This is a genomic window from Deinococcus radiotolerans, assembly GCF_014647435.1.
GTDB classification, from domain to species: Bacteria; Deinococcota; Deinococci; order Deinococcales; family Deinococcaceae; genus Deinococcus; species Deinococcus radiotolerans.
This window is the reverse complement of the sequence record NZ_BMPE01000002.1, coordinates 354,690-377,560: the sequence shown is the minus strand read 5'-3', so window position 1 is coordinate 377,560 and position 22,871 is coordinate 354,690. Positions and strand designations below refer to the sequence as shown.

The 22,871-nt window shown below is 69.2% G+C and carries 23 protein-coding genes and 1 riboswitch; of the genes, 10 read left to right on the top strand and 13 right to left on the bottom strand.

All coding sequences use genetic code 11. From position 1 onward, the window contains the following. The first annotated feature begins 99 nt into the window (after positions 1 to 99). Both IEY63_RS07745 and IEY63_RS07740 read left to right on the top strand, forming a co-directional pair. The gene (locus tag IEY63_RS07745; RefSeq protein ID WP_189068405.1) at positions 100 to 738 is read left to right on the top strand and encodes a DUF47 domain-containing protein; all 639 of its coding nucleotides are present in this window, start codon (positions 100 to 102) and stop codon (positions 736 to 738) included. A gap of 9 nt (positions 739 to 747) precedes the next feature. Further along, entirely contained in the window at positions 748 to 1,743 is a 996-nt protein-coding gene (locus IEY63_RS07740) for an inorganic phosphate transporter (RefSeq protein WP_189068404.1), read from the top strand. A 59-nt stretch (positions 1,744 to 1,802) separates the two neighbouring features. On the opposite strand, the gene IEY63_RS07735 is transcribed toward IEY63_RS07740, so the two are convergent. After that, a complete protein-coding gene (locus tag IEY63_RS07735; RefSeq protein ID WP_189068403.1) occupies positions 1,803 to 1,991 on the bottom strand; it encodes a hypothetical protein in 189 nt (62 codons plus the stop codon). A gap of 22 nt (positions 1,992 to 2,013) precedes the next feature. Continuing rightward, entirely contained in the window at positions 2,014 to 2,451 is a 438-nt protein-coding gene (locus tag IEY63_RS07730) for a response regulator (protein ID WP_189068402.1), read from the bottom strand. Positions 2,452 to 2,534: 83 nt separating this feature from the next. On the opposite strand from IEY63_RS07730, the gene IEY63_RS07725 reads away from it, so the two are divergent. After that, complete coding sequence (locus IEY63_RS07725) at positions 2,535 to 3,812, top strand: sensor histidine kinase (RefSeq protein ID WP_229784558.1); 1,278 nt, start codon at positions 2,535 to 2,537, stop codon at positions 3,810 to 3,812. Here IEY63_RS07725 and IEY63_RS07720 read toward each other — a convergent pair. From IEY63_RS07720 to IEY63_RS07710, 3 genes are all read right to left on the bottom strand, one after another. Beyond that, positions 3,799 to 5,730 carry an alpha-amylase family protein gene (locus IEY63_RS07720; RefSeq protein ID WP_229784557.1) on the bottom strand — a complete coding sequence of 644 codons (1,932 nt, stop codon included), beginning with the start codon at positions 5,728 to 5,730 and terminating at the stop codon, positions 3,799 to 3,801. The two genes, IEY63_RS07725 and IEY63_RS07720, sit on opposite strands and share 14 nt — an antisense overlap. A 115-nt stretch (positions 5,731 to 5,845) precedes the next feature. Further along, positions 5,846 to 6,682, bottom strand: a complete 837-nt coding sequence (locus IEY63_RS07715; RefSeq protein ID WP_189068401.1) for an alpha/beta fold hydrolase — start codon at positions 6,680 to 6,682, stop codon at positions 5,846 to 5,848. A gap of 203 nt (positions 6,683 to 6,885) precedes the next feature. Beyond that, entirely contained in the window at positions 6,886 to 7,149 is a 264-nt protein-coding gene (locus tag IEY63_RS07710) for a DUF2171 domain-containing protein (RefSeq protein ID WP_189068400.1), read from the bottom strand. Positions 7,150 to 7,299: 150 nt separating this feature from the next. On the opposite strand from IEY63_RS07710, the gene IEY63_RS07705 reads away from it, so the two are divergent. The 3 genes from IEY63_RS07705 (at position 7,300) to IEY63_RS07695 (ending at position 9,853) form a co-directional block, all read left to right on the top strand. Continuing rightward, positions 7,300 to 7,755: a hypothetical protein gene (locus IEY63_RS07705; RefSeq protein ID WP_189068399.1), complete on the top strand. Its 456-nt coding sequence runs from the start codon at positions 7,300 to 7,302 to the stop codon at positions 7,753 to 7,755. A gap of 46 nt (positions 7,756 to 7,801) precedes the next feature. Beyond that, positions 7,802 to 9,286, top strand: a complete 1,485-nt coding sequence (gene proS / locus IEY63_RS07700; RefSeq protein WP_189068398.1) for a proline--tRNA ligase — start codon at positions 7,802 to 7,804, stop codon at positions 9,284 to 9,286. Positions 9,287 to 9,358: 72 nt separating this feature from the next. Next, entirely contained in the window at positions 9,359 to 9,853 is a 495-nt protein-coding gene (locus IEY63_RS07695; RefSeq protein WP_189068397.1) for a DinB family protein, read from the top strand. Positions 9,854 to 10,007: 154 nt separating this feature from the next. Here IEY63_RS07695 and IEY63_RS07690 read toward each other — a convergent pair whose 3' ends face one another. The 5 genes from IEY63_RS07690 to IEY63_RS07670 all read right to left on the bottom strand — a co-directional run bounded on the left by IEY63_RS07690 (position 10,008) and on the right by IEY63_RS07670 (position 14,128). Next, positions 10,008 to 10,733: an ABC transporter ATP-binding protein gene (locus IEY63_RS07690; protein WP_229784556.1), complete on the bottom strand. Its 726-nt coding sequence runs from the start codon at positions 10,731 to 10,733 to the stop codon at positions 10,008 to 10,010. Beyond that, positions 10,730 to 11,557, bottom strand: a complete 828-nt coding sequence (locus IEY63_RS07685; RefSeq protein WP_189068396.1) for an ABC transporter permease subunit — start codon at positions 11,555 to 11,557, stop codon at positions 10,730 to 10,732. The genes IEY63_RS07690 and IEY63_RS07685 overlap by 4 nt, the downstream gene beginning before the upstream one ends. Continuing rightward, positions 11,554 to 12,540 (bottom strand): aliphatic sulfonate ABC transporter substrate-binding protein, encoded by a 987-nt coding sequence (locus tag IEY63_RS07680; protein WP_189068395.1) that lies wholly within the window; start codon positions 12,538 to 12,540, stop codon positions 11,554 to 11,556. Before IEY63_RS07680 ends, IEY63_RS07685 begins: the two co-directional genes overlap by 4 nt. An 82-nt stretch (positions 12,541 to 12,622) precedes the next feature. Further along, on the bottom strand, positions 12,623 to 13,858 hold the full coding sequence (locus tag IEY63_RS07675; protein ID WP_189068394.1) for an LLM class flavin-dependent oxidoreductase: 1,236 nt from the start codon (positions 13,856 to 13,858) through the stop codon (positions 12,623 to 12,625). Between the two features lie 69 nt (positions 13,859 to 13,927). Next, positions 13,928 to 14,128: a hypothetical protein gene (locus IEY63_RS07670; RefSeq protein WP_189068393.1), complete on the bottom strand. Its 201-nt coding sequence runs from the start codon at positions 14,126 to 14,128 to the stop codon at positions 13,928 to 13,930. Between the two features lie 208 nt (positions 14,129 to 14,336). Next, positions 14,337 to 14,513: riboswitch (SAM riboswitch) on the bottom strand. Between the two features lie 226 nt (positions 14,514 to 14,739). Here IEY63_RS07670 and IEY63_RS07665 point away from each other — a divergent pair. The 3 genes from IEY63_RS07665 to glgX all read left to right on the top strand — a co-directional run bounded on the left by IEY63_RS07665 (position 14,740) and on the right by glgX (position 18,963). Next, entirely contained in the window at positions 14,740 to 15,711 is a 972-nt protein-coding gene (locus IEY63_RS07665; protein ID WP_189068392.1) for an ABC transporter substrate-binding protein, read from the top strand. Between the two features lie 82 nt (positions 15,712 to 15,793). Continuing rightward, positions 15,794 to 16,594, top strand: a complete 801-nt coding sequence (locus IEY63_RS07660; protein WP_189068391.1) for a hypothetical protein — start codon at positions 15,794 to 15,796, stop codon at positions 16,592 to 16,594. 251 nt (positions 16,595 to 16,845) lie between these two features. After that, entirely contained in the window at positions 16,846 to 18,963 is a 2,118-nt protein-coding gene (gene glgX, locus IEY63_RS07655) for a glycogen debranching protein GlgX (protein ID WP_189068390.1), read from the top strand. A gap of 85 nt (positions 18,964 to 19,048) precedes the next feature. Here glgX and IEY63_RS07650 read toward each other — a convergent pair whose 3' ends face one another. The 3 genes from IEY63_RS07650 to IEY63_RS07640 all read right to left on the bottom strand — a co-directional run bounded on the left by IEY63_RS07650 (position 19,049) and on the right by IEY63_RS07640 (position 22,086). Further along, complete coding sequence (locus IEY63_RS07650; RefSeq protein ID WP_229784555.1) at positions 19,049 to 20,137, bottom strand: App1 family protein phosphatidate phosphatase; 1,089 nt, start codon at positions 20,135 to 20,137, stop codon at positions 19,049 to 19,051. Between the two features lie 69 nt (positions 20,138 to 20,206). Beyond that, positions 20,207 to 21,157: an SDR family oxidoreductase gene (locus IEY63_RS07645; protein WP_229784554.1), complete on the bottom strand. Its 951-nt coding sequence runs from the start codon at positions 21,155 to 21,157 to the stop codon at positions 20,207 to 20,209. Between the two features lie 92 nt (positions 21,158 to 21,249). Continuing rightward, positions 21,250 to 22,086, bottom strand: coding sequence for a MerR family transcriptional regulator (locus tag IEY63_RS07640; RefSeq protein WP_189068389.1), 837 nt, complete (start codon positions 22,084 to 22,086; stop codon positions 21,250 to 21,252). A 112-nt stretch (positions 22,087 to 22,198) separates the two neighbouring features. Here IEY63_RS07640 and IEY63_RS07635 point away from each other — a divergent pair, with 112 nt between their 5' ends. Next, a complete protein-coding gene (locus tag IEY63_RS07635; RefSeq protein ID WP_189068388.1) occupies positions 22,199 to 22,870 on the top strand; it encodes a glycerophosphodiester phosphodiesterase in 672 nt (223 codons plus the stop codon). Position 22,871 lies beyond the last annotated feature (1 nt).

The window sequence follows — 22,871 nt, the reverse complement described above, 5'->3', positions numbered from 1 at the left end:
TTCAACGGCGGGAGGCGACCAGACGGGCCCTCCCGCCCAACCTTGACCGCCCGGGCTGACATTCCCATGACATTCGGGTGGAGAATCGGGAGGATTGTCATGGTTCTGTCAAAATTCATGCCCAGCAACCCCAAGTTCAGTGAAAAGTTCGCCGCCGCTGCGCGCAACGCGCACGCGACCGCGCAGGCCCTCGTGGACCTGCTGGAGAACTACACCGATGTCGACACGAAAGTCCAGCGCGTCCGTGACCTGGAGCACGAGGGGGACCGCCTGAGCGCCGAGGTGACCAGCCTGCTGGCCGAGTCGTTCATCGTGCCCTTTGACCGCGAGGACATCATCGCGCTGAACGACGAACTCGACGACCTCGTGGACGACATGGAGGACGCCGCGCGCAAACTCAGCCTGTACGGCGTGGAGGCCCCGCTGCCCGCCATGGCGCGCCTGGCCCGCGTGGTCGAGCAGCAGTGCGCGCTGCTCGCGCAGGGCATGCCCATGATCGAGCAGAGCGGCAAGATAGGCGAGCTGACCCGCATCGCCAAGGAGATCCGCGCGCTGGAGGACCAGGGCGACACGATCAGCGACGAGGTGCAGCGTACCCTGTACCACGGCGTGAACGACGTGCAGGGCATGATCCGCGCCATGCGCGGCGGCGAGATCGTGGCGCTCATCGAGAACGCCAGCGATCAGGCGCAGCGCGTGGCGAAGACCGTTGAAAGCATCCTCCTGAAGAACGCCTGAGGCCCGGCTGTGGACACTGCACTTCTCAGCCTGATCGTCATCGTGGCGCTGGCGCTGATCTTTGACTTCATCAACGGCTTTCACGACACCGCCAACGCGATTGCCACGTCGGTGGCCACCAAGGTCCTGACGCCCGCGCAGGCGATCGCCATGAGCGCCGTCCTGAACGTCGTGGGCGCCCTGGCGGGCACGGCGGTCGCCAAGACCATCAGCAAAGACATCATTCCGCAGGATTACGCCACGCTGCACCTCGTGGGGGCCACGCTGGTCAGCGCCATCGCCTGGAACCTCTTCACGTGGTGGAAGGGCCTGCCCAGCAGCAGCAGTCACGCGCTGGTGTTCAGCATGGTGGGCGCGGGCGTCGCGGTGGGCGGCTGGGGCATCATCATCCCGAAAGGCGTGAAGAAGACCCTGATGGGCCTGGTGTACTCCCCGGCGCTGGGGTTCATCATTCCGATCCTGCTGTTCCTGCTGATCTCGTGGCTGGTGCTACGCTGGATGAAGCCGCGCGTCGTGACCCGCACGTTCCGCTCGCTGCAGATCCTGAGCGCGGCGTTCATGGCCTTCTCGCACGGCGGGAACGACGCGCAGAAGACCATGGGGATCATCACGTTCGCGCTGGCGGCGTACACGAACACCAAGATCGAGATCGTGCCGCTGTGGGTGATTCTGGCCGCCGCGACCGCGATGGGCGCCGGGACCGCCGTGGGCGGCTGGCGGATCATCAAGACGATGGGCTTCAAGGTTGTGGATCTCAAGCCCGTGGACGGCTTCATTGCCGAGACGAGCGCGGCGCTGATCATTGACGGCGCGAGTCGCCTGGGCATCCCGGTCAGCACGACGCACACGATCAGCACGGCGATCATGGGCGTGGGCACCACCAAGGGCTTCAAGAAGGTCAAGTGGCAGGTGGCCGGACGGATCGTGCAGGCGTGGATCTACACCATTCCGGTGTGCATTGCGCTGGGCTGGCTGGTCCACAAGCTGCTGCTGGCGCTGCTGTAAGCCGCGCGGTCAGACAGAGGGAGAGGCCAGTGTCGCCTCTCCTTCTTGTGCTGTGGCGCTCAGGGGCGCCGGGGCGGGTGGCCCGCGCGGCGGACCGAGGCGAGCAGTTTCGCGACGCTGCGGGCCACCTCGGCGGCGTCGCGGCGCACCTCGGGGTCACGGCTGAGGTGAGACAGGCGCTCGGCGGCGCTGCGGGCGGCGCGCAGCAGGGTCTCGGTGGGAATCAGGGTGCGGCGGGGGGCGGGCATGGCGACCTCCGGGTGGGGGCGGTCAGGTCCCCGTGAGTTCCTCCACGCTGGGCAGCTTGACCAGACCGCGCCAGTACGCCTGGATGGTGGAGAGCACCTGCGTGTACTCCTGGTACGTGCCGGGCTTCAGGACATACCCGCTGGCCTGACCGTCATACGCCCGGTGGATGTCCTCCGGGTGGTCGGACGTGGACAGGACCAGCACGGGAATGCCGCGCAGCGCGGGGATGGTCTTGGCCTGCGCGAGGAAGTCGTGGCCGTTCATGACGGGCATGTTCAGGTCCAGCACGATCAGGTCCGGGCGGCCCGGCTGGGTGCGCGTGAGGTGGTCCAGGGCGGCCTGGCCGTGCTCGACGTGCGTGACCTGAATGTCGGGGGCCACTTCCACGAGCATGTCCTGGAACAGTTCGGCGTCAGCCAGTTCATCCTCGACGAGGAGCAGCGTGAAGGGTCGGGACATCACCTCACCTTACTGCACCCATCCGGTGGGGTCTGTGGGCCGGACCCCCGGATGGGGGGATGGGGGCGCGCCTGCTAGGCTGAATGCATGACGCCCTGCGGACCTCACCTGACCGCGACCGGTGGGCCCGCCCGGTCACCGGTCAGGCGGGCAGCATGAGCGCCGCGCCGCCCGTGCGGTTCGTGGCGTCCGCGTTTGATGCGCTGGCGGCCAGTGTCGCCATCCTGGATGACCGGGGCGTGATCGTGCTGGTGAACGAGGCGTGGCGCCGGTTTGCGCAGGCGAACGGCGGTGACAGCGGCGAGGGCGTCAATTACCTGGAGATCTGTGACGCCACGGTCGGCCCGGACCTGGAGGACGCCCATCAGATTGCCCGTGGGATCCGCGCCGTGCTGGCCGGCGAGGAGACCCTGTTCGAACTGGAGTACCCCTGCCACTCTCCGACGGAGGACCGCTACTTCATGGCGCGCGTGACGCCGTTCATGCAGGACAGCGCGCGGTACGCGGTGGTGGCGCACGAGAACATCACGCGGCGCAAACTCGCCGAGTTGGAGGTCCTGCGCCTGGCCCGCACGCTGGAAGAACGGGTGGAGGAACGCACGCAGGAACTGGAGGACAGTCAGGCGATCTTGGCGCGGCGTAACGCGGAACTGGAGGACCGCAACCAGGCGCTGGCGCAGTTCGCGTACGTGGCCAGCCACGACCTGCAGGAGCCGCTGCGGACGCTAGGCGCGTACGCGGACATCCTGCGGCACCGGTACGCCGGGAAGGCGCTGGATGAACGGGCGGACACGTACCTGCTGCGCATCACGGAGCAGGTCACGCGGGCGCGGCAGCTGGTGCGGGACATCCTGACCCTGTCGAACGTGGCGGCGCAGCCGCCCATGCAGCCGCTGGACCTGGGGAACCTGTGGGACGAGGCGGTGCGGGGCCTGCCGTGGCCGCCGCACGCGCAGGTGACGCGCGGCACGCTGCCCCGCGTGGAGGCCAACGCGCCGCAGGCGCGGCAGCTGCTGCAGAACCTGCTGGGCAACGCCCTGAAGTTCCGCGCGGCGCGGCCCCTGCGGGTGCACCTGTCCGGTGAGGTCACGGCGGACGGCACGCAGGTGCAGTTCACGCTCCGTGACAACGGCATCGGGATTGCGCCGCAGCATGTGGAGCGGGTGTTCGTGATGTTCCAGCGGCTGCACAGCCGCGCGGTGACCGGCGGAAACGGCATCGGGCTGGCGGTGTGCCGCAAGGTCGTGGAGCGGCACGGGGGGCGGATCTGGCTGGAACCTCAGGAGGAGGGGCTGCTGGTGCAGTTCACGCTACCCGCCGAGGGGCACCTGCCGCGCGTGATGCCCCTCACGTCCTCGTGAGCCACAGCGCGCGGTAGGGGTCCAGCGTGACGGGATGCGCCCCGAACGTGAAGGCACTCCCGGCCACGTGATCCACGGCGTGCTCGCCCAGCACGTCCCGCAGGACGTGGGCGGGGAAGTGGATGGTGTGCTCGCTGAAGTTGTACACGCCCAGGAACGTGCCCTGCGGGTGGTCGCGGCGCAGCAGCAGCACGCACGGGTCGGGGCTGGGCAGGGCGCGGCTCTCGATGCTGGCGTGCAGGTGCGGCAGCGCCCGCCGCGCGTGGATCAGGTGGCGCAGTCCGGCGTTCACGCGGCCGTGCGGGGTGCCCGCGTCGCGGGCGGCGTCCTGCGCGCGGGTCCAGTCCATGCGGGGGCGGTGCACCCAGCGGTTGTCGGCGGCGTGCTCGGGCGTGTCGCCAAAGGCGTGGTCGTTCAGGAGGGCCAGTTCGTCGCCCATGTACAGCAGCGGCACGCCCCCGAATGCCAGGATCACGGCGTGCAGCAGCAGGATGCGCCGCACGGCGTGATCCACGGCCTGCGGCTGGCCGCCGTGCAGCGCGGCCTCCAGTCCGGCGAGACTTGCGAGCGTGCCACTGATGCGGCGGTCCCCGGTCTGCGGGTTGAACTGGAAGACCAGCCCACGCGCGAAGGTCCCCGGATACTCGCCGCTGTAGAAGTCCGACAGGAAGTGCCGGTGCCCGGGCCCGCTGAGGCCCACGGCGTTCGTATCCGCGTCGCTGATCGCCCAGCCGATGTCGTCGTGGCAGCGGACGTACACGCCCCAGGTGGTGTTCGTGGGTTTGGGCGGGAAGGCGGACAGGGCCTGCGTGAACAGGCGGGTATCGCGGCTGGCGAGACTGCTCCAGAGCTGCACCATCAGCGAGTTGTGGTACGCCATGTCACTGACCTTCCCGTGGTGGTCCCGGGTGCCCAGGTAGTGGATCAGGTCGGCGGGCGCGACGATCGCCTCGGCCTTGAAGGCCACGGCGGGCGCCACGATGCGGGCGCAGGCGCGCAGCGCGCGGGTCAGGTGGTGCACCTCGGGCTGGTTCTGGCAGTCGGTGCCCAGGCGTTTCCACAGGAACGCGATGGCGTCCAGCCGGAAGACCTCCACGCCGCGGTTGGCGAGGTGCAGGATGATGTCCACGAACTCGCGCAGCACGTCGGGGTTTGACCAGTTCAGGTCCCACTGGTACGTGTTGAAGGTCGTCCACACCCAGCCCTGCGCCGCGTCATCCCAGGTGAAGTTCCCGGGCGCGAAATCCGGGAAGACCTCGGGCAGGGTGCGCTCGTAGGCGTCGGGCTCGGTGCGGTCCGGGTAGATGTGGAAGTACGCGCGGTGGGTGGGATCGCCCGCGCGGGCCCGGCGCGCCCACTCGTGTTCCTGTGCCACGTGGTTCAGCACCAGGTCGAGCACGAGGCTCACGCCGCGTGCCCGGAGGTCGGCGGCCAGCGCCGACAGGTCGTCCATGCTGCCCAGGTCGTCCCGCACGGCGCGGTAATCCATCACAGCGTACCCGCCGTCGTTCTCACCGGGCCGGGGTTTCAGCAGGGGCATCAGATGCAGGTACGTGACCCCCAGGTCCTCCAGGTACGGGAGGTGACCCTGCACACCCTTCAGGGTGCCCGCGAAGCGGTCGGTGTACGCCACGTACCCCACCGTGTCCGGCCGCTGGAGCCAGTCGGGGGTCAGCAGCCGGGCCTCGTCCAGCCGTTTCAGGTCGGCGGGGCGGGTGTGGTAGGCGTGCAGCATGACCTCCAGCAGCTGCGCCAGCAGGGGCTCGGCCTGCTCGCCGTAGGCGGCCTGGAGGCTGGCGAGCAGTTCCGGGCCGTAGCGGTCCAGGCGCAGCGCGAAGGTGTCGGCGTCGCGGTCGTCGTCGAAGGCGGCGCGCAGCGCCCCGGTCATCAGCGTCCGGGAAAGGGCAGGTTGAGGCATGGCTCCCCCAGCATACCCAGATTTTGGAACTGTTTCCAAGATGGGGCTTCCCTCTCCCCCACCAAGGGCAGGGGCAGCCCGGCACCCGGCCAGACCGCCCCAGTTCAATCGTGACTCAGCGGGCCACGAAGTCCAGCAGGATCTTATTGAACTCGTCGTTGTGCGTGGCGTTCAGGCCGTGCGGCGCACCCGTCATCACGTGCAGTTCGGCGTTCGGCGCGTACTGCGGCACGCGCTGCCCGCTCGCCTCCAGCGGCACGATCTGGTCCTTGTCGCCGTGCACAACGAGCGTCGGCACACTCAGCTTCGCCAGATCGGCGCGGAAGTCCGTCTCGCCGAAGGCGCGCACGCACTCCTGCGTGGCCACGGGGGACGCCTGCATGTACATCATGGCCGCGAAATCCAGGAACTCGTCACCCAGCTTGGTGCCGTTCTCGTCCCAGTTCAGGAACTTCTTCGTGAATCCGGCCAGGAACTGCGGGCGGTTCTGCGCCACCTGCTTCACCATGCCCTCGATGTCCTCCACGCTCATGCCGCCGTCCGGGTTGTCCGCGGTCTTGAGCAGGTACGGCGCGACGGACGCCACCAGCATCGCGCTGCGCACGCGGTCCGTGCCGTACAGCCCGGCGTAGCGGCTGACCTCGCCCCCGCCCATGCTGAAGCCCACCAGCGTCACGTCGGTCAGGTTCAATTCCTCCAGCAGGTCCTTCAGGTCACTGGCGAACACGTCGTAGGTGTAGCCGGTCGCGGTCTTGCCGCTCTCGCCAAAGCCGCGGCGATCATACGACACGACCTGATACCCGGCGTGGCGCAGCGCGTCGATCTGCCCTTCCCACATGCGGCCCGACAGCGGCCAGCCGTGGATGAGCACGACCGGACGGCCCTGGCCGTAGGTTTCGTAGTACAACTCGGTCTGCGGGGCGTGCGCGTGCTTGGTCTGAATAGTAGGCATGAAGAGCTCCAGATGGACTGTACGAATGAAGTCGTATGACGTTAAACCGTTCCGCTCATCACCCTAGGCGCCCACCCCAGCCCCTCCCTGAGGCGCACCTTCACGCGCCCTCAGGAACACTTGAGGCCACCTGAACGTTCCGGACGGGCACAAAAAAGCGGCGTGACCTGCTCGCCACGCCGCCAGGGGTTCAACCAGAGGGATTACGCGATGGCGCTGCGCTCCACGTTCAGGTACACCGCCACGTCATCCACGCTCTCCACCTGATCTAGGCTCAGGTAATGATGCTGTCCGTCCGCGCTGTCCGTCTTCGTCAGCTTCACGCGGTCGCCGTCCATATGATCCACGGTGCCCACGTGCTCGCCGTTCACGTCCTTCACCTGAAGGTGCTCGCCACCCTGCTCCAGGCGGGTCTTCACGGTCTGCGCGATGTGCTCACTGATCTCGCCGGCATTCATCTTCGTCATGCGAGCAGTGTCGCCCTGCCAGATGGCCACCCCATGACAGGATCATTCAGGCCAGCCTGACCCGACCTTGAGGCAACCGTCATCCGACGTCAGCTCCGCCACAGCGAATCTGAGCAAGGGAGATGCACGCACTTGACCTAGCATGGTCGGATGCGCCGTCCTCTGCTGCCGATGTTCCTAGCCTCTCTGCTCTGCGGCACCGTATCTGCGGCGTCCGCCCCCACCGTCCAGAGTGTCCTCAGGGCCGGGCAACGCTGGCAGGTGACGGTCGAGAAGAACCAGATCGCTCCCGTTACCCTCGAGTTAAAGGAATCCATGACCATTCCGGGGATCGGCCTGCTGCTCCAGACGAGCAACCGGCAGCAGGGCGTGCTCTACAGCATTGGTAACGTGAAGTCGAGCCCCACCGTACCGGAACACCTGCGAGTGGAATGGATGGGCGGCGCCACGCCATATCAGCTCTGTGTGATTCTCAAACCGTCTGAACAGACGACTCTGAAGATCTTCACCGGCTTCGCGTTCCATACATTGAACGACGCGAACACCTACCTGTCACGCAGCACACCCGGCGACGCACCGCGCTGCACCCTCAAGCGCATGAAATGACCTTCACGCCCTGATCGTCACCCGGCGCCCGGTATCATGGGGGGCGATGACGAAAGACGGCGGCAAACAGGACAAGAAGGCGCAGCAGTACGGCGTGACGCCCCAGAGCGTGGATTTCAACGACTGGTACAACGAGGTCGTGAAAAAGGCCGATCTGGCCGACAACTCCCCCGTGGCGGGCGCGATGGTCGTGCGGCCCTATGGGAGCTCGCTGTGGGAGAACATTCAGCGCTGGCTGGATGACCGTTTCAAGGCGACCGGGCACGAGTCCCTGATCTTCCCCACCTTGATTCCCATGGGCTTTATCACCAAGGAAGCGGATCACGTGGAGGGCTTCGCGCCGGAGCTGTTCACGGTGAACAAGATCGGCACGGAGGAGCTGGCCGAGCCGTACGTGATGCGCCCCACCAGTGAGACGATCATCGGGCACATGTGGAGCGGCTGGCTGAACAGCTACCGCGACCTGCCCTTCCTGCATTACCAGTGGGGCAGCGTGTTCCGCGCGGAGCTGCGCACGAAGGCGTTCCTGCGCACAAGCGAGTTCTTCTGGCACGAGGGCCACACCGCGCACGCGGACGAAAGCGAGGCGCGCGGCGAGGTGAGGCAGATGCTGGACATCTACCACGAGTTCTGCCGGGACGTGCTGGCGCTGCCCGTCGTGCGCGGCGAGAAAACCGCCAGCGAGCGCTTCGCCGGGGCGGTTGCCACATACTCCATCGAGGGCATGATGCGCGACGGGAAGGCCCTCCAGAGCGGCACGTCACACTACCTGGGGCAGAACTTCAGCAAAGCGTTCGACGTGAAGTTCCAGACGCGCGAGCAGCGTGAGGAGTTCGCGCACACGACCTCCTGGGCGATCTCCAGCCGCATCATCGGGGCGATCATCATGACGCACGGGGACGATTTCGGGCTGATCATGCCGCCCCGCATCGCGCCCATTCAGGTGGTCGTGATTCCCGTGGGCCGCAAGGACAACTTCGACCAGATGGTGGAAGAAGGCGAGAAGCTGGCCGCCGAACTGCGCGCCCAAGGCGTCCGCGTGAAAGTCGACAAGCGTGACGGCGTGACGAACGGCTTCAAGTACAACGACTGGGAACTCAAGGGCGTGCCCGTCCGCATCGAACTGGGCCCCCGCGACCTGGAGAGCGGCGTTGTCGTCGTGAAAAACCGCAACGGCGACGAGAAGGAAACCCTGCCCCGCGCCGAGGCCGTGACTGGCATGACCGCGCGCCTGGACAGCATTCACGACTGGCTACTGGAGCGCGCCACGAGCTTCATGCTGGAGCACACCATCCCCGTGGACGACTTCGAGACCTTCACCGCGAAGATTGAGGAGGGCAACTGGGTGCGCGCGTACCACTGCGGCGACGCCGACTGCGAGAAGAGCATCAAGGAGACCACCAAGGCCACCACCCGCAACGTCCCGCTGGACGACGCAGAGTTCTTCAACGACCACGGCGAAGGCCAGTGCGTGAAGTGCGGCAAACCCAGCGCGTACGGCAAACGCGTGATCTTCGGCCGTCAGTACTGACCGACCGGACCACCGGCAGAGAACCTCCCCGCAGCGGGAGGTTTTTTCATCCGGTGGGGCGTACGGTGGGGCATGACGACCGGACTGACCCCCGAAGCGGACGCGGCCCTGCGCGCCCACGTGCGCGCGCTGCTGACCCAGGCCCAGGCGCACATCACGCTGGACGAGGTGCTGGACGACTTCCCGACCGCCCGTGCGGGCGAGCGCCTTCCCGGTCTGCCCTACTCGGCGTCGGAGGTGCTATGGCACCTGCGGTTCACGCAGCGCGACATCCTGAACTTCATCCGGGATGACCACTACGCGGAGGTTCGCTGGCCTCAGGGGTACTGGCCGCACGACCCGGCGGGCGCGGCGCGGGACTGGGCGGCGCAGGTGGCCGCGTACCGGGAGGACCTGCGCGCCCTGCTGACCCTACTGGACGACCCGGCAACCGACCTGCTGGCCGTCGTCCCGAACGGCGTGAACGCGGGTGGGCAGACGTGGCTGCGGGAATTCCTGCTGGTGGCGGATCACACCGCGTACCACGTGGGGCAGCTGGCCCTGCTGGGCCGTCTGCTGCGCGCCTGACCGGAACGCTGGCCCTTCCCTGCCTTATGAACTGAGGCGCGGGGCCTGACCCGACGGCAGCGCCGCTAGCCCTGAACCACAAGCTGCGGCGCTGCTGTGTGAAGGTGGCCTCAGCACGTCCCGGACGGCGCCCTAATCCGGCACTCCGGGGGCATCAGTGCAGCTGCGTTTCCAGGTGGGCGCGCAGCGGCTCGGTGTCCAGGCGGCGGCGGGGCCGGGCCAGCGGCACCGGGAGGTCCAGCGCGACCTGCCCGGCGCGCAGCAGCAGCACGCGGTCCGTGAGTTTCAGGGCTTCGTCGAGGTCGTGCGTGACGAGCAGGGTGGTGGCGCCCGTGTCGGTCAGCAGCGTGTCCAGCAGGTCGTGCATGTCGGCGCGGGTCAGGGCGTCGAGCGCGCCGAAGGGTTCGTCGAGCAGCAGCAGGTCCGGGCGGTGAGCGAGCGCGCGGGCCAGGGCCACGCGCTGCCGCTGGCCGCCGCTGAGTTCGTGCGGGTACGCGCGTTCCCGCCCGGCGAGCCCCACGTCCCGCAGGGCGCGCACGGCGCGCAGGCGGTCCGGGCGGGGCAGGCCCAGGGCGACGTTGTCCAGCGCGCCCAGCCAGGGCAGCAGGCGGTCTTCCTGGAACATGACGCGCGTGCGGACCGTCTCGCCCGTGCCGATGCGCAGGGTGCCCTGCGTGGGGATCAGGCCGGCCAGGGCGCGCAGCAGGGTGGTCTTGCCGCCGCCGCTCGCGCCGACCAGCGCGACGCGCTCCCCGGGGGTGACGCTCAAGGTCAGGTCGCGTAGGATGACGTGCTCGCCGTACGCGGCGCTCAGGCCGCGCAGGTCGATGGGCACGCCGGTGGAGGTGGGGGCGCTGGTCAGGACGGGCACGGCGGTCACGCGCTCACCTGCCAGGGCAGCAGGCGGCGTTCCAGGGCGCGCACCAGGACGTCGGCCGCCTTGCCGATCAGGGCGTAGATCAGAATGGCCAGCACGATGACGTCGGTGCGGAAGAACTCGCGGGCGTCCATGGCCAGGAAGCCGATGCCGCTGCTGGCGCCAAAGGACTCGCTGACGACCAGGGCCAGCCAGGAGATGCCCAGCGCGTAGCGCACGCCGACCAGCACGCCGGGCAGCGCGCCGGGCAGCGTGACGCGGCGGAAGGTGTCCAGCGGGGAGAGGCCGTACACGCGGGCCATCTCGGTCAGGCGCGGGTCAATGCCGGTCACGCCGTGCAGGGTGTTCAGGTACACCGGGAAGAAGGTGGCCAGGGCGATCAGGAACACCTTGCCGCTCTCGCCGATACCGAACCACAGGATCACCAGCGGGATCAGCGCGAGGTTCGGGACGGTGCGGATCATCTGGAAGGTCGTGTCGAGCAGCAGGTTCACGGCGCGGAACGTGCCGGTCAGGATGCCGAACGTAAAGCCCAGCCCGCCGCCGATCAGGATGCCCAGCCCGGCGCGCTGCAGGCTGATCAGGAAGTGGCGGCCCAGTTCGCCGCTGCGCGCCAGGTCCCACGCGGCGCTCACAACGGCGCTGGGGGCCGGGAGGACGCGCGGGTTGAGCCAGCCGGTGCTGGCGGCCAGCTGCCAGCCCAGCACGATCAGCAGCGGCACCAGCCAGCGCACCCACTCGCCCTGCCAGATCTGCCCGGCGCGGCGGCCCGGGCGGGGCGCGGCTGGGACCGCCGCCTGGGCCCTGGAGCGTGCGCCGACCGTCACTTGAGCCCCAGGGTGGGCAGCGCGGCGCGGAACGCCGGGAGGGTCACGTACGTCTGCGGGCCGAAGGGCACGTCGCGCGGCAGGACGCCCGCCTCACGGAACGCGACCGAGAGGGCCTGGAGGGGTTTCAGGTCCGACGCGCGGAAGGGCCGGATGTTGAAGGGCACGCTCTTGGGCACGGTGACGGCCAGCACGCTCCTGGGAATGCCCAGCTCGTCACTGAACTGGCTGATGACGGTCTGGCGGTTCACGTTCGCCCAGTTCGCGGCGCTTTCCAGTTCGGCCAGCAGGACCTGCAGGGCGCGTTTCTTCTCGGGGTTCTGGAGGACGCTGCCCGGCACGAGGTGGTAACTGTCGCCGCGCCCGAGGCCCGCGTGGTCGCGCAGGACGCGCCCGCCGCTGCCCTGCAGGGCGGTGGTCAGGAACGGGTCCCAGATGGCCCAGGCGTCAATGCTGCCGTTCTCGAAGGCGGGGCGCGCGTCGGGGGGCAGCAGCGGCACGACCGTCACGTCCTTGAAGGTCAGGCCCGCGCTGCGCAGCACGCCGTACAGGAACGCGTGGGCGCTGCTGCCGCGGGCCACACCGATGCGTTTACCCTTCAGGTCGCTGACCTTCTGAAGGCCTGAGTTCCTGGGGACGATCACGGCCTCGGTGGTGTCGTTGTGGTTGACGGTCACGCCCACATATTTCAGGTTGGCGCCACCCGCCAGGGCGAACACGCCCGGGGCGTTGCCGACACTGCCGAAGTCCACCGCGCCGGCGTTGGCCGCTTCCAGCAGGGGAGGTCCGGCGGTGAACAGCACCCAGCGAAAGTCGATGCCCTGCGCGGCGTACTTGTCCAGCGTGCCGCGCGCCTTGAGGATGTTCGGCAGGCCACCCTTCTGGTAGCCGATGGTGAAGGTCACCGCCTGCGCGGCCGGCAGGGTGCCCAGGGCGAGAGCGGCGAGGGTCAGGGTGGCAGCAGAACGCAGTCGGGTGGTCATGGGGCTCTCCGGGGGTTGGGAGTGGAGGGGGCGGGGATGAGGGCCCCCTCCCGTGGATGGGTCTGGGTGGGCTGGGCGGCGCTCAGATGCTGCGGAAGCGGCCCAGTTCGGCGGGCGCGGCGTCGGTCAGGACGGGCTCGCTGGCGCGCAGGGCGGGCGCGTGGGTGCTGGGGCCATGCACGCTGGGCGTGCTGGTGTGCGTCAGAGGCTGCCCGTCGCGGGGCGTGAAGACGGGACTGGTGCGGCCCAGCGCGGGGAACAGAAGTTCGGCCACGCGGTACGCCTCTTCCAGGTGCGGGTAGCCGCTGAGGATGAAGGTCTCGACCCCGAGTGCTTGGTACTCGCGCAGCGCGGCGGCGACGTTCTCGGGGCTGCCGACGAAGGCGGTGCCGGCGCCGCCGCGCACGAGGCCCACGCCCGCCCAGAGGTTCTTCCCGACGCGCAGGCTGTCGCGCGTGCCGCCGTTGAGTTCACTCTGGCGGCGCTGCCCCTCGGAGGCGCTCTGGAGGAAGGCCTGGTGGGCCTGCGCGATCTGCTCGTCGCTGACGCCCTCGATCAGGCGCTCGGCGGCGGCCCAGGCTTCGTCCTCGGTGGGGCGCACGATGATGTGGGCGCGCAGGCCGAAGCGGACCTGGCGGCCGTGCCGGGCGGCCTCGGCGCGCACCTGCTCGAATTTCTGGGCCAGCTGTTCGGGCCGCTCGCCCCAGCTGAGGTACACGTCCACGTGCTCCCCGGCGACCTCCAGGGCGGGCTGGCTGCTGCCCCCGAAGTAGATGGGCGGGTAGGGGCGCTGCACGCTGGGCAGCAACGCGCGGGCGCCTTCCAGCTGCACGTGCTCGCCGCGTACGCTCACGGTCTCCCCGCGCAGCAGGGCGCGGAACGCGCCGAGCCACTCGCCGGTCAGAGCGTAGCGCTGCGCCTGGGTGAGGTTCAGGCCCTCGAAGTCGAAGTTGCCGCTGCCGGAGACGATGTTCAGGTTCACGCGGCCGCCGCTAATCCGGTCGAGCGAGGCAGTGAGGCGCGCGGCCAGCACGGGTGAGAGCAGCCCGGGGCGCAGCGCCACCAGGAAGCGCAGCTGCCGGGTGAGGCTCGACAGGGCGCTGGCGACCACCAGGGTGTCCTCGTTGGTGCCGCCGGTGGGGAGCAGCGCGCCGTCGAAGCCCAGCACGTCGGCAGCCTGCGCGACCTGCGAGAGGTAACTGAAGTGCGCCGGGCGGCTGGGCTGGCCCAGCTGGCGGCCGTCCCCGCCGGAAGGAATGAACCAGTACAGCGAGGGGGGGCTGGGGAGGGTGTGGGCGGGCAGGTCGGCGTGCGTCATGGGGGCTCCTGGGGGTGGGGGCGGTGACCTGACCCGGTCAGGGGGTCAGTCACGGGGGGCGGGGTCAGGTCAGGCGGCGGTGGCGCTCAGGGCGGGGTGGGCGGCGCGCTGCACCTGGGTGCGCCCGGTGAGGTACAGGGCGGCCAGGGGCGCGCGGCCGTACACGCGTTCGAAGATCAGGACGTTCCATTCGAGCGTGCCGTGCGGTGAGGTGACGAGCAGGGTGTCGAGCGTGCCGGGTTTCCAGCGCACGTGCAGGGTTTCGGTCATGGCCGGGGGCTCCTGTGACAGTGGTGGGGGTTATGGCCGTGTGGGCCGCGGAGCCGGGCGCCCCTGGCGGCAGGGGGCCGGGCGGCGATCGGCCCGGCTGGGGCGCGCTGCTGGGGACGGTCGGGTGGGCCTGCGCGGCGGGGGCCGCGCCTCAGGTCTGGCGACATCGCGTCATGGGTTGTCCTTCAGGGGAGCGCGTGGGCGCTCGCCGCTATCGTTCCCGGTTCGGGCAGGCGTGAAGCACCGTGGGGCGTGAAGTCAGGTCAACAACAGTGGGCGCGGCCCTGGGGGCGGCGGTGGGCTGGTTGTGATTTGACCTGGTTCATGTGGCTCCTGGTTGCTGCGGCGTCGTCGGGCCTGTTCCCTCGGCCGCTCTGGATAGTGACCCTGGTGTGGGGTGAGGGCACCTTAAAACAGATTACAAATCATGTCAACTATTCGTGACCTGTCGGATGGTGACCCTCTCTCCCCTGCGCAGACGACTCATCCAGTCCTGGGCTTCCATCCGGTCCAGCCGCACCGCAGCGTGTCCCCTGCACCCCCACTCAGACCCCCACCTGAATCCAGACCAGTTGACAAAATGAGTCATCTGGTCTGCTATCCTGACCAGGATGAAGCGAGCCCTCCCCCTCCTCACCCTGACCCTGATCGCCAGCGCTAGCGCGCAGCAGGCGAAAGAACTGCGCCTGGGCGTCTTCCCCAACGTCACCCACGCCGCCGGACTGGTCGGCGTGCAGCGCGGCCTGATCCAGCAGAACCTCCCGGGCGGCGTGAAACTGGTCGTCAAGGAATTCGCCAACGGCAGCCAGATCAACGAGGCCTTCGCCGCTGGCGCCATTGACGCCGCGTACGTCGGCCCCGGCCCCGCCATGAACGCCTTCATGCGCGGCGTGCCCATCCAGGTGTACGCCGGCGCCGCGAACGCCGGCGCGGTGCTGGTCGCCCGCAAGGACAGCGGCGTGCGCATCGTGAAGAACCTCAGCGGCAAGAAAGTCGCCGTGCCCACGCGCGGCAGCACGCAGGATATCAGCCTGCGCCACCTGCTGCACGAGAACGGCCTGAAAGCCACCGACGAGGGCGGCACCGTCACCATCGTGCCCATCGACCCGGCCAACATGCCCGCCGCGTTTGCGGCCAAACAGGTGGACGCCGCGCTGGTGCAGGAACCCTGGGGCGCCGTCATGGAAACGCAGGGCGCCAAACTCGTCGTGAACGAGAAGGGCATCTGGGCGGGCGGGAACTACACCACCACCGTACTGACCGTGAACACCAAGTACGCCGCCGCCAACCCCGACGCGGTCAGGGGCCTGCTGAAAGGCCACCTCGCGGCCATCACGTACATCAAGGGCAGCAACGCGGGCGCGCAGAAATCCATTGCCGAGCAGATCTACACCTTCACCGGCAAGAAACCCAACGCCGCTGAGCTGTTCAAGGCCCTGGCCCGCACGCGCGTCACGTGGGACATCAACCTGAACACCCTGGCCGAGTACGCGCAGCTGAACAAGGAAGCGGGGTTCGCGCGTGACGTGCCCGACCTGAACAAGTTCGTGAACCTCGACCTGATCCGCAGTCTCGCGAAGTAAGCGACCTCCGAACGCCGGGCCCCTGTCACGCAGCGGCCCGGCGTTCGCCCTTTCTGCGGTGGGTGCACTACACTGGGACGCTATGACGGGGCCAAAGAAAGGTTCACGGGGCCGAGCCCCTAAACGAAACACCGCGCAGGGCCGGGGCGGCGCCACGCGCGAGACGACCCGCCCGGCGCGCGAACGCACCGAGGGGAGTCGGGACTCGCGCGGCGGTGAGGGCCGTCCCGTGCGCACCGAGCTGAGCGGCACCAGCGGGCCGCGCCGCGGCCCCTCGAAAGCAGGCGGCACCCAGAGCGGCGCGAAATTCGGCGGGGGCAGGAGCGGCGGCGCCGGGAACAGCGGCGCGCGCGGCGGCACGAACCCCGCCCGCCGCAAACCCGGCGAGGCCACCCAGGGCAGCGGTGAAGGCCGCACCTCGGAGGGCCGCGCGGGCGGTCGCCCCGGGAGCGGGCCGCGCCGCGCCGCGCCGCCCAAGGTGAAGAAGGCCCTGCCGGAACTCAAGCGCGTGCAGCTGGACGCGCCCGCCCCGGACACGGTCTTCAAGGACCGGGACGGCGAGAAGATGACCTTCCCGGACAGCAACCTCAAGCGCGTGGCGGCGAAGATCCTGACGGAGAAGAACAAGGCGTGGCGCTACCGGCCGTTCTCATTCCCGCTGTTCACGGACCGCGGCGGCGAGCAGACGTTCCACTTCGACTTCTACATCTACGACTACGAGGACAGCGTGATCCGCCTGATTCTGGTCGTGCCGTTCGAGTCGCGTGAAGTGTGGGACCGGGTGGGACGGTTCAAGCGGCAGTACCCGATGTACACCTACGAGCTGTGGACGCCGGAGAAACTGCACCGCCTGAGTGGCCCGCGCGGGCGCCTGGACTTCTGACCGCGGCGGCCTTCAGGGCCTGCTGACGCGACTTTCATCTGAGGGGCTCCCGGCGTGCGTCCGGGAGCCTTTCCGCTGCGGAATGAGCGTGTGGCACGCCAGTTCCCGGACGTGAGCTGCATGAGAGGCGTCTTGGCCTTCGCTTGGGTTTGTGCCCGCCGCCGTGGTCTGCGCGGGGGCGTCTGGTACCGTTTCCACGTTCCGGGAGGGCGCCCAGCGCCTGCCCCGCCACGAAAGGAGAGCGCAGCCTGATGACCACCACACCCATCCTCCGCCCCGGCCGACCCTACCCCTTGGGAGCCACCTGGGACGGTCAAGGCACCAACTTCGCCCTGTACTCCGAGAACGCCACCGGCATCGAACTGTGCCTGTTCGACGAGCAGGGCCAGGAAACCCGCGTGCCGCTGCGCGAACAGACCGCTTTCGTGTGGCACGCCTACCTACCCAGCGTGCAGCCGGGACAGCGCTACGGCTACCGCGTGCACGGCGAGTACGCCCCCGAACGCGGCCTGCGCTTCAACCCGAATGTGGTGCTGCTCGACCCCTACGCCAAGGCGCTGGACGGCACCGAACGCTTCGATGAGGGCGTGTTCGGCTACGTGCCCGGCGGGGACGACAGCGTCATGCAGGACAAGGAGCAGCGCGGCGCGCCCCTGGGCATCGTCGTGGACCCCAGCTTCGACTGGGGTGACAGCCGCAAACCTGACGTGCCCTTCCACCAGTCCGTGATCTACGAGGCGCACGTCAAGGGCCTCACCATGACCCACCCCGACGTCCCGGACGAGCTGCGCGGCACGTACGCCGGGATCGCCACTGAACCGATCCTCTTCTACCTGCGCGAACTGGGCATCACGAGTATCGAACTGATGCCCGTGCACCAGCACGTAGACGATCCCTTCCTGCTCGACAAGGGGCTCACGAACTACTGGGGCTACAGCACCCTGTCGTTCTTCGCGCCGGACGTCCGCTACAGCGCCGAGGCCCGCAAGGGCAACCCCGCCGGGGCCGTGGATGAGTTCAAGCAGATGGTCAAGGCGCTGCACGCCAGCGGCATCGAGGTCATCCTGGACGTGGTGTACAACCACACCGCGGAGGGCAACCACATGGGCCCCACCATGTCCTTCAAGGGCATCGACAACCCCACGTACTACCGCCTCGTCGCCGAGGACCCCCGCTTCTACTTCGACTACACCGGCACCGGCAACAGCCTGAACGTCCGCCACCCGCAGACCCTGCAACTGATCATGGACAGCCTGCGCTACTGGGTGACCGACATGCACGTCGACGGCTTCCGCTTCGACCTGGCCAGCACGCTGGCACGCGGCCTGCACGAGGTGGATCAGCTGTCCGGCTTCTTCACGATCATTCACCAGGACCCGATCATCGGGCAGGTCAAGCTGATCGCCGAGCCCTGGGACGTCGGCGAGGGCGGCTATCAGGTCGGGAACTTCCCCGTGAACTGGGCCGAGTGGAACGGCATCTACCGCGACGACATGCGCGCCTTCTGGAAGGGCGACGGCGGACTGGCCTCCGAGATCGGCTACCGCCTGACCGGCAGCAGCGACCTGTACCAGAACGACGGGCGCAAACCCTACGCGAGCATCAACTTCGTCACCGCCCACGACGGCTTCACGCTGCGCGACACCGTCACGTACGAGGGCAAGCACAACGACGCCAACCAGGAAGGCAACAACGACGGCCACAACCACAACATCACCTGGAACTGCGGCGCGGAAGGCGAGACGGACGACCCCGCCATCAACGCCCTGAGGCGGCAGCAGCAGCGCAACTTCCTGGCCACCCTGCTCCTGGGTCAGGGCACGCCGATGCTGCTGGGCGGCGACGAGATCGGCCGCACCCAGGGCGGCAACAACAACGCCTACTGTCAGGACAACGAGATCAGCTGGTACGACTGGGCGAACCTCGACGAGGACCTTCTGGCCTTCACGAAGAAGGTCATCGCGCTGCGCAAATCCCACCCATCCCTGCACCGCCGCAAGTTCTTCGGTGGCCGCACCATCCGCGGTGAGGACGTGCGCGACATCGTATGGCTGCGCTTCGACGGCGCCGAGATGAGCGACGAGGACTGGAACAACCCCCAGACGCAGAGCATGGGTATCTTCCTGGACGGCAACGGCCTGGACGACGTGGATGGGCGCGGCGAGCCGCTGCTGGACGACCACCTGCTGCTGCTGCTGAACGCCTCGCACGTGGACCTGCCCTTCCGCCTGCCGGACCTGGCTGGGTGCGGCACGTGGGAGCTGCAACTCGACACCACCGACGACCACGCCACCGGCGCCGTAAAGGCCGGCGAGGAGACCAACCTCGCGGCGCGCAGCGTCAAGCTGTACCGCTGCCCCCGCCAGTAACGCAGAACAGAGGAGAGGCGGCCCCAGTGTGCGGGCCGCCTCTCCTCTGTTCCTGCTCCCTCCTACTGACTGCCCACTCCCCTCCTCAGGTCTCGTAGCTGCGGGCCACGCTGGTCAGGACGCTGCGGTACTCGCCGGGCGTGATCAGGCCCATGGCCATGGCGTGACTCGCGGCGTTCAGGCTGTCCGCGGCCAGCACGAGGTCCACGCCCGCCTTGCGGACCTCCGCGCGGAGTTTCAGGACCCCCTCGTCGCGGTGCGCCTCGGTCACGTCGCGGATGTACACGGCCAGCACGCGGCCCGGGTGGCGGTGCACGACCTCGGCGTAGATTTCCGGGTCCTTCTCGCCGCTGTCACCGACCAGCACGAACTTCAGGTCCGGGAAGCGCTGGAAGATCTGCTCGATCACGCCGTGCTTGTACCCGCCGTGCCCGCCCATCAGGTCCATGCCCCAGTTGCGCAGGAACAGCGGGCCCAGCGGAATGCGGCGGTAATCCAGGAACTGCCACAGCAGATCGAAGAAATTCCAGGGGCTGCTGGACACGTAGAAGATCGGGTTGCGGGCCTCGCCGTCGCGGGTCAGGGCGCGGTACAGGGCACCCACACCCGGGAAGGGCAGGCGGGTGCGGGCGTTGCCGGTCAGGACGGTGCTGAGCATGCGCGGCACGCTGGTCACGTCCGACTGGATGACCGTGTCGTCCAGGTCGCTGATCACGCCGAAGCGGGCGTCCGCGACGACCTGCACGCGCGCGCTGGCCTGCACCTCGCGCCCGTCGAGTTGCAGCGGCACCTGATGCCACCCGCCGGGCAGCGGGCTGGGCGGCGTGAACGCCAGCGTGAAGTACCCGTCACTGTCACTGACCGCCGCGGCCCGCTGGCCATTCAGGACGCCGCTGACGGTCACGCCGCCCACCTCGCGGGAGAACAGGCGCCGCAGGACGTTCTGCGCGTTGCGCAGCCGGGGGTCCGTGCGCCGGGCGGGCGCGACCGTGCGGGGCAGCAGCACGCGGCCCATCAGTTCTACGCGGCCCGGCGTGCCCCAGCCCACGTACGGCTGGAGCAGCAGCTTGCCCCGCGCGCGGCGGGGCTGTACGTACCCGCTGAAGGCGCGGTCGGCCGCCAGTGCGCTCCGCTCCAGTACGGGCAGCAGGGCCTTGAAGACAGTCTTGAGCACCTGACCAGTGTAAGCGGACCCCCGGGCCCCGGGGCGAGGGGGTCCTTTCCGATTCGCTGACGTTCCCGCCTAGAACAGCACCTGCCCGCCGGTTGCGCCGAAGGTGCCGCCGCTGCTGTAACTGCTCTCCTGCGACGCCAGGAACACGTAAAGCGGGGCGAGTTCCGCCGGTTGCCCCGGGCGGCCCAGCGGGGTGGACGCCCCGAACTCCTGCACCTTCTCCTGCGGCTGCCCGCCGCTGGGTTGCAGCGGCGTCCAGAAGGGGCCGGGCGCGACGGCGTTCACGCGGATGCCGCGCGGCCCGAGCTGCTGCGCGAGCGCCTGCGTGAACGCCACGATGGCCGCCTTCGTGCTGGCGTAGTCCAGCAGGTTCGGACTGGGCCGGTACGCCTGGATGCTGCTGGTGTTGATGATGCTTGCCCCGGGCCCCAGGTGCTGAACTGCCTCCTGCGTGATCCAGAACATGGCGTACACGTTCGTGCGGAACGTCTGGTCGAACTGTTCGGTGGTGATGTCCTCGATGCTCTCCTGGCTGACCTGCTTCCCGGCGTTGTTCACCAGGATATCCAGCCCGCCCAGTTCCTGCACGGCGCGCTTCACGAGGTCCCGGCAGAACGCCTCGTCCTTCAGGTCCCCGGGGATGGCTACGGCGCGCTGGCCCGCCGCCTCGATCAGCGCCACGACCTCCTGGGCGTCCTGTTCCTCGTCGGGCAGGTAGTTCAGGGCCACGTCCGCGCCCTCGCGGGCAAAGGCGATGGCCGCGGCGCGCCCGATCCCAGAATCGGCACCTGTGATCAGGGCCCGGCGGCCCTTCAGGCGACCGAACCCCACGTAGCTCTCCTCACCGTGGTCCGGGCGGGGCTGCATGGCGCCCACCAATCCCGGGGCCTCCTGCGGCTGGCGCGGGAAGGGCGGCGCGGGGTACTGCGCGCGGGGGTCCTGCTTGCCGAACTGGTTGGCGCTGGGCGAGATCGGCCCGGACTGCCGTGGCTGCTGGTCGCTGGACTTCTGGTCGCTCATGCCCTCCAGCGTCCCCCACGCGCCTCAGCGCGGCGTGACAGGGACGTGAAGGGCACTTGCGGTGTGAACCAGCGCCTCGCTCTGGGCGCGGGTCAGGACGGGACCATCACCGGTTCGTACGGCCACGCGACATCCCCGACCGGGTCGCCGGGCGCGGCGCCGTCCCAGTCATACGCGTAGACCTCGCGGGGGCGCAGCGTGCAGGTGCCGTGGGCCGCCGCGGCCGCGCAGGTGGCGTCGTACGCGACCAGGATCGCCGGGAACTCGAACTGTTCGCGGGTCAGGGCCAGGAAGGCCTCGTGATGGGCGGGCTCGACGCGCAGGGTCACGTCTCCGCCGGGCGTCAGTGGGCCGCGGTACGGCACGCAGATCTCGATGGGGCCGTCGCTGTCGGCGTTCACGTCGCCGTGGTAGATGACGAACGGGGCGCCGCCGAACATCCCACCCTGCGCGTTCACGAGGTCGATCAGGGCCTGCATGCCGCTCTGGATGGCGCCCGGGAGGTCTGCGACGAACACGTGGCGGGTAAGGGCGGCGACGGACTGCTCAGGCTGGAAGCGGGTCTGGACGGGGGGCAGGGTCATGGGGGTCTCTCCTTGCAGGCGGGCGATGAGGTACAGGGTCAGGTCGCGCCGCTCGCGGTGCAGGCGGTCCAGCCGGGCGAGGTGGGCGCGCAGCGCGGCAGGCCGATCGGGGGCGGGGGCGCCCAGCAGGGCCTGAATGTCGGTCAGGGGCAGGTCGGCGCGGCGCAGCAGGCCGATCAGGCGCGCGTCCTCCAGCTGCGCCGGGTCGTAGCGGCGGTACCCGCTCCCGGCGTCCACCTGCGCGGGGCGCAGCAGGCCCAGGTCGTCGTACAGGCGCAGCGCCTTGGGGCTCAGGCGGGCCGCCTGGGCGAACGCGCCGATGGTCATCAGGGGGGTGGGGGTCATGGGCGGGCGTACCTCCGGAGGTACCCACAGCCTGAGGCCTGCCCCTGGGGCAAGGTCAAGAGGTGCCCCGGACGACACGCCGCCCTGACGGCCGCGCGCTAGCGTGGCGGGGATGACGCCTCTCCTGCTGGGCCACCGGGGCACGCCTGCCCTGCACCGCGAGAACACCCTGATGGGCTTCCAGGCCGCGCTGGACGCCGGACTGGACGGCGTGGAACTGGACGTCCGCCGCCTGGGCGACGGCACCCTGGTGGTGCACCACGACGTGCAGCTGGAGGACGGGCGGACGCTGCCCACGCTGCGCGCCGCGGAGTTGCCGGCCTTCATTCCGACGCTGGACGCGGCGCTGGCCTGGGCGGCAGACACCGGGGCGTTCGTGAACGTGGAACTCAAGCACGAGGCGGCCCGGCCGGACGACCGGGTGGGCCGCACGCTGGACGCCATCCGCGCGCACGGCGTCTCGCGGCGCGTGATCGTCAGTTCGTTCATGCCGACCCTGCTGCACGCGGCGCGAGACGCGGCGCCCGACATTGAGCGTGGCCTGCTGACGCACAAACCTTACCCGCCGCTGCTGGTGCGCGCCGTGATGGCCTGGACGGGCAGCGCCGCCCTACACCCGCACCACGCTCTGATCGACGGGGCCCTGATGGGTGGCGCGCGGCGCCACGGCTGGCAGGTGAACGCCTGGACCGTGAACGACCCCGCCGAGGTCACGCGCCTGAGCGCCCTGGGCGTGCACGCCCTGATCGGCGATCACCCGGCCGCGCTGCTCACCGCCCGCTGAC